Genomic DNA, 13,261 nt, shown 5'->3' with positions numbered 1-13,261 from the left:
GCGCTTCCTTCCACCCGGTTCCGGCCCGCTCACGCCGGCAGCTTGAAGTCGGCGACCGAGCGCCGCAGGTCCGCCGCCAGTTGCGCCAGGCGGCCGATCGATTCGGCGGTCTGTCCCGCGCCTTGCGAGGTCTGTCCGGTGATCTGCCGGATCACGTCCATCGTCTGGGTGATGTCGATCGCCGCCGCCGACTGCTGGTGCGCGGCGATGGAGATGTTCTTGATGAGGGTGTTGAGCGCGTTGGACACGCGCTCGATCTCGGTCAGCGCGGTGCCGGCGTCCTCGGCCAGGCGCGCGCCGGACACCACTTCGGAGGTGGTCTGCTCCATCGAGCTGACTGCTTCGTTGGTATCGGCCTGAATGGTCTGCACCAGGCCTTCGATGCGGCGGGTGGCGCCGGAGGTGCGTTCGGCCAGGCGCTGCACTTCGTCGGCGACCAGGGCGAAACCGCGGCCGGCCTCGCCGGCCGAGGCGGCCTGCACCGCGGCGTTGAGCGCCAGGATGTTGGTCTGCTCGGAAATGTCGTTGATCAGTTCCACGATCGAGCCGATTTCCTGGGTCGACTCGCCCAGCCGCTTGATGCGCTTGGAGGTCTCCTGGATCTGGTCGCGGATCTGGTCCATGCCCTGGATGGTCTCGCGGACCACGCCGGCGCCCTCGGCCGCGATCACCACCGAACGCTGCGCCACTTCCGCCGATTCGGTGGAGTTGCGCGAGACCTGCTCGATGCTGGCGGCGATTTCGTTGATGCGCTCGGAGGCCGAACCGATCTGCTCGGCCTGGTGCCCCGCCGCCTCGGCCAGCTGCCGCGCGGTGGCCTGGGTTTCCTCGGTGGACACGGCGACCTTGGCCGAGGTGTCGTTGATGGTGGTCACCAGGTGGCGCAGTTCGTCGACGGCGTAGTTGATCGCGTCGGCGATGGCGCCGGTCATGTCCTCGGTGACCGAGGCCTTGACGGTCAGGTCGCCTTCGCCGAGCGAGCTGATTTCGTCGAGCAGGCGCATGATCGCCTGCTGGTTGCGGCTGTTGTATTCGACCTGGGTCTGCAGGCGGATTTCCTGCTCGCGGCTGCGGCTGCGCACCGTGGTCCAGACGAAACCGACGATCGACAGCAGCGCCAGCAGGCCGGAGATCACGCCCAGCCAGAAGTTCGGGAACCACCGGGTGTCGCGGGTGGAGCCGAACGCGGAGAACGCGTCGAACAGTTTCTTGCTGTCCTCCAGCATCTTGCCCGAGCCGGCGGTCAGCGCCGCTGCGGCGGACTGCGCGGCGAACAGGCTGCGCGAGCTGGCCTGCAGCGCGTCCAGGTCCTTCTTCATCTCCGCCCACTGCGCCTGCGACTGCTCCAGCGCGGCCAGCGCGGCGGGGTTGCGCACCGGGGCGATGCCCAGTTCCTCGTTGCCGTTGCGCAGGCCCTCGAGCATCTGCCCGAACACCACCGCGTCGCGCGCCAGCGCGTCGCCGGCGCTGGCCGCGCCGCGGCCGCCTGCGCGCATTTCGGTGACGCGGCGGGCCATGGTGCCGGCCACCACCACCTGCTGCAGGGTGTTGTAGATCTGCGCGGCGGGGGCGCCGCCCACGGTCATCGCGCGCACCACCTCGTTCAACTGCGCCTGCAGCTGCGGCACGCCGCCGACGAAGCGGTCGGCATTACCGGCCAGCGCCAGCACCGCCGGCTCGCTGTCCACCACCTGCTGCGCGTTCTTGGCCAGCGGCGCCCAGGTGCCGGTGAGGGTCTGCAACGGCCCGGACACACCGGTCTCGTTGGCGTAGCGCGCGTTGAGCTCGGCGACGGTGGTTTCCACCTTCGCCTTGGTCTGCTTGAACTGCTTGAAGGTCTCGGCGTTGCCGGACACCGCGTCGCGGGCCTGATTGGCCAGCTGTTGCGACAGCACCTGCAGGTCGGCCGCGCCGGTGCTGGCGCCGGCCAGGCGGTTGCCCTGCCAGGTGGCCACGCCGGTGTTGGCGCCGAACACGACCAGCGACAACGCCAGCAGGCCCAGCCAGAAACTCGTGCCCACGCTGCCGAGCTTGCTGGCCTTGCGGGCGTCCGGAGCAGTACTCATGATGCGACCTCGGTCTTCGATGCGGAGGCAGCGCGCGCGCTCAGGCGGCGGCTTGCCGGAATTCGGGAGTGCGCGACAGCAGCGACAGGGAGAACACGCCCCAGTCCTGGGCGTCGCCGCGGAAGGCGCGGTCGATGAAATGCGCGTAGCGGCCCTGGGCCAGATCGCCCGGCTCCACCGCCTGCGCCTCGGTGAAACTGCGCTGGCCGAACAGCTCGTCGATGGTCAGGGCCACGTCGCCGCCGCTCTGGCGCATGATCAGCACGCGCTGGCCTTCCTGCAGCGTGGTGCGCTCGCCTTCCAGGAACTGTTTCAGGTCGACCACCGGGAACAGGTTGCCGCGCAGGTTGCCCACGCCGAGCAGCCACGGCTGCGCGCCCGGCACCGGGGTGACCGGCGGCATGCGCACGATCTCCACCACTTCGCGGAAATCCGACACCAGGTGGCGCTTGCCGACGCGGTAGCCGACCCCGCGCCAGACGTCGTCGTCGAACGCGCGTTCGGGCATCTGCACCGCGTGCGCCAGGCTGCGCCGCTCGTAGGCCTCGAGGATGTCGAAGGGCGAGCGCATGTCAGCCCACCAATTGCTTGATGCGGGCGATCAGCTCGTCTTCCCGCGGCGGCTTGACGATGTAGTCGGTGGCGCCCTGGCGCATGCCCCAGACCTTGTCGGTCTCCATGCTCTTGGTGCTGATGATCAGCACCGGGATGTGCCGGGTGGCCTCGTCGCGCGACAGCGCACGGGTGGCCTGGAAGCCGCTCATGCCCGGCAGCACCACGTCCATCAGCACCAGGTTCGGCGCCTGCTCGCGGACCAGCTTGATCCCGTCCTCCGCGTTGTCGGTGGACAGCACCTGGTGCCCGGCTTTTTCCAGCCATTGCGTGAACACCGCCCGGTCGGTCGGTGAGTCCTCGATCAACAAGATACGGGCCATTGCTGCCTTTCCCCCTGGTCAGGCGTTGACGTATGTACGGATCGCGCCCAGCAGCTCTTCGCGTGTAAAGGGTTTGGTGAGGTACTGCTCGGACCCGACGATGCGCCCGCGCGCCTTGTCGAACAGGCCGTCCTTGGAGGACAGCATGATCACCGGCGTGGCCTTGAACAGCTGGTTGCCCTTGATCAGCGCGCAGGTCTGATAGCCGTCCAGCCGCGGCATCATGATGTCCACGAAAATGATCTGCGGCTGCTGGTCGGCGATCTTGGCCAAGGCCTCGAAGCCGTCGGTGGCCGTCACCACTTCGCACCCTTCGCGCTTCAGCAATGTTTCGGCGGTACGACGGATTGTTTTCGAATCGTCGATCACCATCACCCGCAAGCCTGCGAGTTCCCCACCCGCAGTCGTGTTTTCACTCATCACTTGCCCCCAAGCGCGCGACGCTTCATCGGATCCGGCTTCGCTGCGAAACGCCATGTATCCCAAGACCCGCTGCGACTGTCAAGGCCGCCGCTGCCGGTCTGCGTTGAACCACGTAACAGCACAAACTATGTCACAGTTTGGCGGATAACGTGCGACACCGCGCGGCCGCGCCCGACACCCGGTGCGCGGCGCCCCCGTCGACCCGCTACCATCTTCCGCTCAGTCTCTCAGGTGCCCCCATGCCGTTCGATGTCATCGTGGTGATGGACCCCATCGCCAGCATCAAGATCGCCAAAGACACGACCTTCGCGATGCTGCTGGAAGCGCAGCGCCGCGGGCATCGACTGCACTACGTGCGGCCGGGCGGGTTGACCCTGCGCGACGGCCGCGCGCTGGCCCAGGCCGCGCCGCTGCGGGTGCGCGACGACAAGGCCGGCTGGTTCGAGCTGGACGCGTTCGCCGAGCTGACGTTCGGGCCCGGCCAGGTGGTGCTGATGCGCAAGGACCCGCCGTTCGATGCCGAGTTCCTCTACGACACCCACGTGCTGAGCGTGGCCCAGCGCTCTGGCGCGCAGGTGGTCAACGACCCGCAGGGCCTGCGCGACTTCAACGAGAAGTTGGCCGCCCTGCTGTTCCCGCAATGCTGCCCGCCGACCCTGGTCAGCCGCGACGCCGCCACGCTGAAGGCCTTCGTGCTCGAGCACGGCCAGGCGGTGCTGAAGCCGCTGGACGGCATGGGCGGGCGCTCGATCTTCCGCAGCGGCACCGGCGACCCCAACCTCAACGTGATCCTGGAGACGCTGACCGACGGCGGCCGCAAGCTGGCCCTGGCGCAGCGCTTCATCCCGGACATCAGCGCCGGCGACAAGCGCATCCTGCTGGTCGACGGCGTGGCGGTGGACTACTGCCTGGCGCGGATTCCGCAGGGCGACGAGTTCCGCGGCAACCTGGCCGCCGGCGGCCGCGGCGAAGGCCGCCCGCTGAGCGAGCGCGATCGCTGGATCGCTGCCCAGGTCGGCCCGGAGATGAAGCGGCGCGGCATGCGCTTCGTCGGCCTGGACGTGATCGGCGATTACCTCACCGAGGTCAACGTCACCAGCCCCACCTGCGTGCGCGAGCTGGACGCGCAGTTCGGACTCAACATCGCCGGGCTGCTGTTCGACGCCATCGAGGCCTACCCGGCGCGATGAGCGCGGCCGCCGCGACGCCCGCGCCGCGCATCGGCGAGCGCGAACGGCTCAGCGCCACCCTGGTGCTGTCGCTGATCGTGCACGGGCTGCTGATCCTCGGCGTGGGCTTTGCGATCGACGACGACGCACCGCTGGTGCCGACCCTGGACGTGATCTTCAGCCAGACCAGCACGCCGCTGACGCCGAAACAGGCCGACTTCCTGGCCCAGGCCAACCAGCAGGGCGGCGGCGACCACGACAAACCCCAGCGCCCACGCGACAGCCAGCCGGGCGTGGTGCCGCAGCGCCAGGACGGTCTGGCGCCGCAAGCGCTGCGCGCGCAGACCGCGGCCGCCGCACCGGAGCCGACCCCGCGCGTGGTCAGCAGCGCGCGCGGCGAGCAACGGCTGCCGGCGGCCCAGACCCAGCCGCGCACCGATGAGCCGCAGCGGCCGGTGGACGCGCAGCGCGAACAGCGCGATGCCGAAATGGCGCGACTGGCTGCCGAAGTGCACCTGCGCTCGGAGCAGTACGCCAAGCGCCCGAACCGCAAGTTCGTCTCCGCCAGCACCCGCGAATACGCCTACGCCAACTACCTGCGCGCCTGGGTCGACCGCGCCGAGCGCGTCGGCAACCTCAACTATCCCGACGAAGCGCGGCGACGCCGGCTCGGCGGCCAGGTGGTGATCAGCGTCGGCGTGCGCCGCGACGGCAGCCTGGAAAGCAGCCGCATCCTGCGCTCCAGCGGCGTGCCGATGCTCGATGCCGCCGCACTGCGGATCGTGCAGCTGGCGCAACCGTTCCCGCCGCTGCCGCGCACCGACGACAACATCGACATCCTGCAGGTCACCCGCACCTGGGTGTTCCTGCCCGGCGGCAGCCTGGTCGACGACCGCTGAGTTGCGAGTACAGGCAGTAGCTCCTCTCCCGCGGGGAGAGGGTTGGGGTGAGGGTCCGGCCGCCACGGAACGCCTGGCGGTAGCAAACGTTTCGAGGCTTCGCACGTACCCTCATCCGCCCCTGCGGGGCACCTTCTCCCGAGGGGAGAAGGAGAAGCGCTAGCCCCTCTCCCACCGGGAGAGGGGTTGGGGTGAGGGTACGGCCGCCCGCAACGCCTGGTGATCGCAAACAGGTCGAGGCTTCGCCCGTACCCTCATCCGCCCCTTCGGGGCACCTTCTCCCGAGGGGAGAAGGAGATGCGCTAGCCCCTCTCCCACCGGGAGAGGGGTTGGGGTGAGGGTACGGCCGCCGCAACGCCTGGCGGTCGCAAACAGGTCGAGGCTTCGCACGTACCCTCATCCGCCCCTTCGGGGCACCTTCTCCCGAGGGGAGAAGGAGAAGCGCTAGCCCCTCTCCCACCGGGAGAGGGGTTGGGGTGAGGGTACGGCCGCCGCAACGCCTGGCGGTCGCAAACAGGTCGAGGCTTCGCCCCGTACCCTCATCCGCCCCTTCGGGGCACCTTCTCCCGAGGGGAGAAGGAGAAGCGCTGCCCCTCTCCCACCGGGAGAGGGGTTGGGGTGAGGGTACGGTCGCCCGGAACACCCGGTGGGGAGCGACATAACCATTGCTGCCGCCGACATAACAACGCGGCATTTCTGTGATGGCGTCCCATTAAGGTTAATGGAGCGGGGGAACGTTACCGCGCACATCGCATCATCCAGGACGGGCGGATTCGAGTCGGCGCGGCGGTCCCCGCCCCGCTACTACCATCCGAGCCGCCCCCGCATGCACAACCACCGCTCCCTCCGCAGGCCCGCCCTGCTCGCACTAGCACTGAGTGCCGCCCTCGCTCTTCCGCCGGCCCAGGCCCAGTCCACCACCGGCGCCGTCGCCGGCCAGGCGCCCGCCGCTGCACAGCGCATCCTGGTGCGCAGCGACAGCGGCCTCAGTCGCGAGGTCGCTGTCGATGCGCGCGGCCGCTACAGCATCGGCCAGTTGCCGCTGGGTACCTACACCATCATCGCCAAAGGTGCCGACGGCAGTGTGTTGGGCAGCCGCGACGGTGTCGGCCTCACCGTCGGTGCCGTCACCGACGTCTCCTTCAGCCCCGCCACCACCAGCCTGGCCGGCGTGCAGGTCAGCGCCGACCGCGCCGCCGCCGCGATCGACGTCAGCAGCGTGGACTCGCGCACGGTGATCAACGCCGAACAGCTGCAGCGCCTGCCGCTGGGCCGCTCGGCGGAGGCCATCGCGCAACTGGCGCCCGGCGTCGCCGGCAACAGCGGCAGCGGCACCTACATCGGCCCGACCGGCGCGCAATTGCTCAGCTTCGGCGGTGCCTCTTCGGCGGAGAACGCGTATTACATCAATGGCTTCAACACCACCGACCCGCTGCGCGGGCTGGGCGGGCTGACCCTGCCCTACGGCAGCATCGATCAGTTGGAGGTCTATACCGGCGGCTACAGCGCCAAGTACGGCCGTTCCGACGGCGGCGTGCTCAACGCCGTCGGCAAGCGCGGCAGCAACGAATGGCATTTCGGCGGCCAGGCGACCTGGGAACCGGACGGCCTGCGCTCCGCGCAGAAGGACGTGTATGCGCCCGGCAACGGCGCGCTGTATCGGCCGGACAGCAAGAGCGGCTCCACGCTCAGCAGCCAGAGCCTCTACGCCGGCGGCCCGCTGATCCAGGACCGGTTGTTCTTCTTCGGCGCCTACGAACTGCAGCGCCAGGACGGCGATCGCTTCTACGGTGCGCGCGAGACCATCCCAGGGCCGTACTACTACGACTACCAGTACCGCCGGCCGAGCTGGTACGCCAAGCTCGACTGGAACATCAGCGACAGCCAACTGCTGGAGATCACCGGCGCCTCCAGCCGCTACATCACGCGCGGCACGTACTCCCAGTACAGCGGCCGCGACATCGGCGCCCTGCGCGGGGATGCCGACACCACCAAGACCGGCGGCGACCTGTGGAGCGCCAAGTACACCGGCTACCTCACCGACCGCCTGACCTTCAGCGCGCTGTACGGCCAGCAGCGCACCGACGACTACAGCCGCAACCCCAGCTACAACGACACGCTGACCTATCTCTCCAGCCCCGGCTTCCAGAACCCGGCCTACACCGGCGGCACCCCGATCACCAACGCACAGACCACCTCGCTGCTGGTCGACCCCGCGCGCGGCAACCGCACGGACAACCTGCGCCTGGACCTCAACTACGCCATCGGCGCGCACAGCATCACCATCGGCATCGACAACCAGAACGCACGCGCGCTCAACCGCGGGTCGGTGGCCTCCGGCGACGGCTATTACTGGATCTACGGCCAGGCCAGTCCCAACGTGCCGATCAACACCGGGCTCGGCGTCCCGGCCACCGGCGGCTACCCCAACGGCCAGGACGGCTATTACGTGCGCAAGTACATCTACAGCGCACTGGCCTCGGTGCGTTCGGCGCAGCGCGCGCAGTACGTGGAGGACAACTGGCAGGTCAACGACCGGCTGCTGCTCAGCCTCGGCCTGCGCCTGGACCAGTTCACCAACTACAACCGCGACGGCGCGCCGTACATCAAGCAGACCAGCGGGCAATGGGCGCCACGGCTGGGCTTCAGCTGGGATGTCGACGGCGATGCGCGCTTCAAGGTGTACGGCAACGCCGGCCGCTACTACCTGGCATTGCCGCTGAATCCGGCGTTCAACGCCGCTGGCGCCACCCTGGCCACTTCCACCTACTACACCTACGGCGGCATCGACGCCAATGGCTACCCGACCGGCCTGACCCAGATCTCCGGCGCGGTCTCGTCCAACAACTATTACGGGATCCTGCCCGATCCCAAGACCGTCGCCACGCAGGGCATCAAGCCCTCGTTCCAGGACGAGTTCATCCTCGGCTTCACCAAGGCGTGGGGCGACAGCTGGGTCTACGGCGCCAAGGGCACCTACCGCGTCCTGCGCAGCGGCGTGGACGACTACTGCGACAGCGAGACCGTGTTCGCCGCCGCCGCGGCGCAAGGGCACACGGTGACCCTGGACAGCAATCCGGTCAGTTGCTGGCTGATCAACCCGGGCCGGGCCAACACCTTCACCCTGGTCGACACCTCGGGCAACTACGTCAAGGTGCCGCTGAGCAACGCGCAGTTCGGCTTCCCCGCGTTCAAGCGCAACTACTACGGACTCAACCTGTCGCTGGAGCATCCGTTCGACCAGCGCTGGTACGGCCGCTTCGACTACACCTGGTCGCGCAGCTACGGCACCACCGAGGGCCAGTTGCTGTCGGGCATCGGCCAGACCGCGGTATCCACCACCCAGGCCTGGGACTATGCGCAGCTGATGAAGCACACGAACGGCCCGCAGAGCAACGACCACACCCATCAGTTCAAGTTCTACGGCTACTACCAGATCAACCCCGCATGGCTGGTGTCGGCCAACCTCAAGCTGATCTCCGGTTCGCCGTTCAGTGCACTGGGTTCCTACGGCCCCGACCACAGCGACCCCTCCGGCTATGGCATTGCCTATCACTATTACGAAGGCCAGCCGGCGCCTCCAGGCAGCCAGGGCCGCCTGCCTTGGCTGCAGCAACTGGATCTCGGCGTGTCGTGGCGGCCGGCCTACGCCGAGCGCAAACTGGCCTTTACCCTGGACGTGTTCAACGTCTTCAACGGCCAGGCCACATTGTGGAAGTATCCGTACTCGGAGACGGGCCCGGGGAACCCGGACCCGGTGTATGGCGCGGCCCTGCTGCGCCAGGCGCCGCGCTCGCTGCGGCTGAGCGTCAGCTACGACTACTAAGCGTGGCTGACAAAACGTCGCGAGCAGTCGCCAGGTCGGTGGCGTCCGCGCCGGCCTGGCGGCTGCGCAATCGTTTTGTTGGCCGCTCCGAGGCGCGCTGGCGGTGCGCACGGGTGCCGGCCGCTGGCGGCCGGCACCCTGCACGGCCTCAGGGTGCGAGGCTGGCCGCGTGCAGGCGATCGGCCAAGGCCATGATCTCGGCGGCATCCTGCACGCGCGTGCGCCAGGCCGCGGGGATCCCATCGAGGCCGTAGAAGGCGCCGGCCAACTGTCCGCAGATCGCCGCGGTGGTGTCGGCGTCGTCGCCCAGGTTGGCCGCGCGCAGCACCGCGTCGGCGAAGCACCCGGTGGTGGCGAAACACCACAGCGCCGCCGACAGGGCATCGACTACGTAGCCGGTGCCGCGGATCTGCGTTGCCGGCACCGCCGCGTGGTCGCGCACGGCCAGCGCACGCAGCGCCGGGGTCTGCATCGGTGGTGCGTCCGCCGGCTGCAGAACGTGCGCACGAGCGTCGCCGCGCAGCGCGGCACGCAGCTGGAAGGCGAACAGCCGGCTGGCATCCAGCACCTCGGCCGCGGCATGGGTGGTGCGGGAACTGTCGGCGGCGCGCTCGGCCAGTTCGTCGGGGCGCTGCGCATAGAACATCGCCACCGGCGCCAGCCGCATCAGCGCGCCGTTGCCGGCCGCGCGCGGATCGTCGCTGCCGCTGAACGCCGGCCCGCCCTGCAGGTAGCGCTCCAGCGCCGCGCGCACGGTGTTGCCGATGTCGAAACACGTGCCGGTGCTGCTCAGGTAGCCGTGCTGGTACCAGTTGCAGTAGCGGTTCATCTGGTCGGCGGCGTCGAAGCCCTGCCGGTACAGCAGGCTGTGGGCCAGGCACAGCGCCATCGAGGTGTCGTCGGTCCACTGCCCAGGCTGCAGCTCGAACGGGCCGCCGCCGACCATGTCGTCGATCGGCGCGAAGCTGCCGGGCGCCTTGAATTCCAGCGTGGTCCCCAGCGCGTCGCCCACCGCCAGCCCCAGCAGACAGCCGCGGAAGCGGCCGCCAGGCGCAACGCCACCGGTCATCGTGCGGCCCGCTGCGCCTGTTGCTCGGCCAGGGTCAGGGCGACGTTGTCGCGCAGGTAGGCCGGCTCGGCGCGTTCCGGCGCGATCCCGTCGCCGCGCGCGTATGCGGCCGCGGCGAGGGTCAGCAGGTCGGCGGCGTGCGGCAGCGCCTGCGCATCGGCGCTGCGCCAATGCGTGCCGAAGCGGCGCTGCAAGCTGCCATCGACCGCCGCCAGCCCGGTACCCACCGCGGCCCAGGCCGCCTCCGGCTCCGGCAACACGAAAGCTTCCGGATTCAGCACCTGCTCCGCGGTCAGGGCCTGCAGGCTGCCATCTGCCTGCCGCGCGTAGGCAGCGGCGTAGACCTCGCCCATGCGCGCATCGATCGCCGCCAGCACCCGCGGCGCATCCGCTGGCGCGCGCAGCGCCAGCACCTGCAGCGTGGACACCGGCAACACCGGCAGGTCCAGGGCCAGGGCGATGCCCTGCGCGACCGCGATCGCCAAGCGCACCCCGGTGAACGCGCCAGGGCCGCGGCTGAAGGCCACCGCATCGAGCTGGCGGCGGCCGATGCCGGCCTCGGCCAGCAGCTGCTCGGCCCAGGGCAGCGCCAGCTCGGCATGCCGCCGCGGCGCCAGCTCGAAGCGCTCCAGCACGCGGTCGCCGACCAGCACGGCGACGGAGCAGGCTTCGGTGGAGGTTTCGAAGGCGAGGAGGTTCATTGAGAAGCCGGGATTGGGGATTCGGGATTGGGGATTCGCAAAAGCAAGAGCGGCGCGCCGGCTAGTCGGATGGCGGCGACGTGCCCGTGTCGGGATTATCGCCCAGCGTCGGGACTTCGGCGGCGAAGAACTGGCGGACGTCCTCCACGTCGCGGGTACGGGCGAACGGCGGTAGCGACTCCAGGAAAGTGCGGCCGTAGGACTTGCTCAGCAGGCGCGGGTCGCACAGCACCAGCACGCCGCGATCGCGCTCGCTGCGGATCAGCCGGCCCACGCCCTGCTTGAGCGCGATCACCGCCTGCGGCAACTGTTCGTCGCGGAACGGGTTGCCGCCGTCGCGGCGGATCGCGTCCAGGCGCGCCTCGAACACGGGATCGTCGGGCGCGGCGAACGGCAGCTTGTCGATCACCACCACGCTCAGCGCATCGCCGACCACGTCCACGCCCTCGCGGAAGCTGGCCGAGCCGAGCAGCACGCCGTTGCCGGAGGCGCGGAAGCGTTGCAGCAAGGTCGCGCGCGGCGCCTCGCCCTGCACGAACAGCGGCCAGGGGCCGTCGCGCAGTGCCTCGGCCGCCTCGCGCAGCGCACGGTGCGAGGCGAACAGCAGGAAGGCACGGCCCTGCGAGGCCTCCAGCACCGGCTGCAGCGCGGCGATCAACGCGGTGCCGAAGCCGCGCGCGGCGGGATCGGGCAGCGCCGGCAGGTAGCACAATGCCTGCCGCGCCCAGTCGAACGGGCTGGGCTGCAGCAAGGTCATCGGGTCGCTCAGGCCCAGGCGCGTGGCGATGTGCTCGAACTCGCCCTTCACCGCCAGCGTCGCCGAGGTGAACACCCAGGCCGCGCGCGAGGCCTCGCGATGCGCGCGCAGCGGCCCGGACACATCCAGCGGCGTGCGCTGGCAGCGGAAGCCGCGCGGGGTCAGCTCGTACCACAGCACGTCGTTGGACGGCGCGTCCGCTTCCGGCTCGGCCTCGAAATCCGGAATCGGCGCATCCTCGCCGAGCCAGCGGCCCAGCCGCGTGCGCAGTTCGCGCGCGCGCGCCGCGCAGGCGTCGAAACCGGGCGAGGCCTCGCGCAGCACCGCCAGCGGCTCCTGCAGCCGCGCCAGATCGGCCAGCAGCGCATCGAAGCCGTCGCGCACCTGCGGCTTGGCCAGCAGCCGCCACTGCGTGCCGCGCGCCGGCAGGCCCTCCATCGCCGCGCGCAGTTCGCGCAGGGTCTGCTCGATCGCCTGCACCGGCGCCTGCAGGCTGGCCAGCGCGCCGGCGACATGGCGACTCTCGGCCACGCAATCGCGCGCCAGTTCCTGCAGCGGGCGCATGCCGAAGCCTTCGCCGAAGAAGTTCGCCGCCAATTCCGGCAACTGGTGCGCCTCGTCGATCACGAAGGCCTGCGCGCCGGGCAGGATCTCGCCGAAGCCTTCCTGCTTCAATGCCAGGTCGGCCAGCAGCAGGTGGTGGTTGACCACCACCAGGTCGGCGGCCTGCGCGCGCTGCCGCGCCTGCACCACGAAGCACTCGCCCCAGAACGGACACTCGGTGCCCAGGCAGTTGTCCACGGTGGAGGTGACCAGCGGCAGCAGCGGCGAATCGTCGGCCAGCGCGTCCAGTTCGGCGATGTCGCCGAAGCGAGTACGCCCGCTCCAGGCGACGATGCGCTGGAACTGCGCGACCTGCTCGCGCGCAGTGAACCGCGGCTCGCCGCGGGCCTGCTCCAGGCGGTACTTGCACAGGTAATTGGCGCGCCCCTTCAGCAGCGCGCTGCTGAGGCCCACGCCCAGCGCCGCCCGCACCCGCGGCAGATCGCGGTGATAGAGCTGGTCCTGCAGCGCGCGGGTGCCGGTGGAGACGATGGTCTTCAGCCCCGACAGCAGCGCCGGCACCAGATACGCATAGGTCTTGCCGGTGCCGGTACCGGCCTCGGCGAGCAGCACGTCGCGCTGCTCGAACGCCTCGGCGATCGCCGCGGTCAACCGCAACTGCGCCGGCCGCGGCACGAAGGCATCGAGCTGGCGCGCAAGCGCACCGCCTTCGCTGAGCGCTTCGGTGCTGGCATGGGCTAAGGACATGGGGGTGCTGCCGGGATTGGGGAGTCGGGATTGGGGATTGGTAAAAGCAGAAGGCGCGTGCGTCGCGGATCAGTGCGTTCGCCCAACAAGCCGCAGGACACGCCA

10 protein-coding genes are annotated in these 13,261 nt (G+C 69.8%); 3 read left to right on the top strand and 7 right to left on the bottom strand.

Annotated features, from left to right (window positions below; translation table 11 throughout):
• Positions 1–29 precede the first annotated feature (29 nt).
• From GGR64_RS10195 to pilG, 4 genes are read right to left on the bottom strand one after another with little or no spacing between them, the layout of a single operon-like run.
• Entirely contained in the window at positions 30–2,066 is a 2,037-nt protein-coding gene (locus GGR64_RS10195; RefSeq protein ID WP_184446928.1) for a methyl-accepting chemotaxis protein, read from the bottom strand.
• Between the two features lie 40 nt (positions 2,067–2,106).
• On the bottom strand, positions 2,107–2,637 hold the full coding sequence (locus tag GGR64_RS10190) for a chemotaxis protein CheW (RefSeq protein WP_160965644.1): 531 nt from the start codon (positions 2,635–2,637) through the stop codon (positions 2,107–2,109).
• Position 2,638: 1 nt separating this feature from the next.
• Complete coding sequence (locus GGR64_RS10185; RefSeq protein ID WP_026144622.1) at positions 2,639–3,001, bottom strand: response regulator; 363 nt, start codon at positions 2,999–3,001, stop codon at positions 2,639–2,641.
• Between the two features lie 18 nt (positions 3,002–3,019).
• On the bottom strand, positions 3,020–3,421 hold the full coding sequence (gene pilG, locus GGR64_RS10180) for a twitching motility response regulator PilG (protein ID WP_003472648.1): 402 nt from the start codon (positions 3,419–3,421) through the stop codon (positions 3,020–3,022).
• Between the two features lie 242 nt (positions 3,422–3,663).
• Between pilG and gshB the strand changes: the two genes are divergently transcribed.
• The 3 genes from gshB to GGR64_RS10165 all read left to right on the top strand — a co-directional run bounded on the left by gshB (position 3,664) and on the right by GGR64_RS10165 (position 9,318).
• A complete protein-coding gene (gene gshB, locus GGR64_RS10175; protein ID WP_184645606.1) occupies positions 3,664–4,614 on the top strand; it encodes a glutathione synthase in 951 nt (316 codons plus the stop codon).
• The gene (locus GGR64_RS10170; RefSeq protein ID WP_167087983.1) at positions 4,611–5,492 is read left to right on the top strand and encodes an energy transducer TonB; all 882 of its coding nucleotides are present in this window, start codon (positions 4,611–4,613) and stop codon (positions 5,490–5,492) included. The genes gshB and GGR64_RS10170 overlap by 4 nt, the downstream gene beginning before the upstream one ends.
• A gap of 826 nt (positions 5,493–6,318) precedes the next feature.
• Complete coding sequence (locus GGR64_RS10165; RefSeq protein WP_184645604.1) at positions 6,319–9,318, top strand: TonB-dependent receptor; 3,000 nt, start codon at positions 6,319–6,321, stop codon at positions 9,316–9,318.
• 148 nt (positions 9,319–9,466) lie between these two features.
• Here GGR64_RS10165 and GGR64_RS10160 read toward each other — a convergent pair whose 3' ends face one another.
• From GGR64_RS10160 to GGR64_RS10150, 3 genes are all read right to left on the bottom strand, one after another.
• Positions 9,467–10,387 (bottom strand): ADP-ribosylglycohydrolase family protein, encoded by a 921-nt coding sequence (locus GGR64_RS10160; RefSeq protein ID WP_184645602.1) that lies wholly within the window; start codon positions 10,385–10,387, stop codon positions 9,467–9,469.
• Positions 10,384–11,088, bottom strand: a complete 705-nt coding sequence (tsaB, locus tag GGR64_RS10155) for a tRNA (adenosine(37)-N6)-threonylcarbamoyltransferase complex dimerization subunit type 1 TsaB (protein ID WP_184645600.1) — start codon at positions 11,086–11,088, stop codon at positions 10,384–10,386. Before tsaB ends, GGR64_RS10160 begins: the two co-directional genes overlap by 4 nt.
• A 61-nt stretch (positions 11,089–11,149) precedes the next feature.
• The gene (locus GGR64_RS10150) at positions 11,150–13,156 is read right to left on the bottom strand and encodes an ATP-dependent DNA helicase (RefSeq protein ID WP_184446932.1); all 2,007 of its coding nucleotides are present in this window, start codon (positions 13,154–13,156) and stop codon (positions 11,150–11,152) included.
• Positions 13,157–13,261 lie beyond the last annotated feature (105 nt).

This window comes from Xanthomonas sp. 3307 (genome assembly GCF_014199735.1).
Classification (GTDB): domain Bacteria; phylum Pseudomonadota; class Gammaproteobacteria; order Xanthomonadales; family Xanthomonadaceae; genus Xanthomonas_A; species Xanthomonas_A rydalmerensis.
Note: the sequence above shows the minus strand (reverse complement) of the source record. Positions and strands in the feature narration are given on the sequence as shown.

Bases quoted from the DNA above. Each gene is read 5' to 3' on its own strand.
- GGR64_RS10195 (WP_184446928.1), bottom strand. From the start codon at position 2,066: ATGAGTACTGCTCCGGACGCCCGCAAGGCCAGCAAGCTCGGCAGCGTG.
- tsaB (WP_184645600.1), bottom strand. From the start codon at position 11,088: ATGAACCTCCTCGCCTTCGAAACCTCCACCGAAGCCTGCTCCGTCGCC.
- GGR64_RS10165 (WP_184645604.1), top strand. From the start codon at position 6,319: ATGCACAACCACCGCTCCCTCCGCAGGCCCGCCCTGCTCGCACTAGCA.
- GGR64_RS10160 (WP_184645602.1), bottom strand. From the start codon at position 10,387: ATGACCGGTGGCGTTGCGCCTGGCGGCCGCTTCCGCGGCTGTCTGCTG.
- pilG (WP_003472648.1), bottom strand. From the start codon at position 3,421: ATGAGTGAAAACACGACTGCGGGTGGGGAACTCGCAGGCTTGCGGGTG.
- GGR64_RS10170 (WP_167087983.1), top strand. From the start codon at position 4,611: ATGAGCGCGGCCGCCGCGACGCCCGCGCCGCGCATCGGCGAGCGCGAA.
- GGR64_RS10190 (WP_160965644.1), bottom strand. From the start codon at position 2,637: ATGCGCTCGCCCTTCGACATCCTCGAGGCCTACGAGCGGCGCAGCCTG.
- gshB (WP_184645606.1), top strand. From the start codon at position 3,664: ATGCCGTTCGATGTCATCGTGGTGATGGACCCCATCGCCAGCATCAAG.
- GGR64_RS10150 (WP_184446932.1), bottom strand. From the start codon at position 13,156: ATGTCCTTAGCCCATGCCAGCACCGAAGCGCTCAGCGAAGGCGGTGCG.
- GGR64_RS10185 (WP_026144622.1), bottom strand. From the start codon at position 3,001: ATGGCCCGTATCTTGTTGATCGAGGACTCACCGACCGACCGGGCGGTG.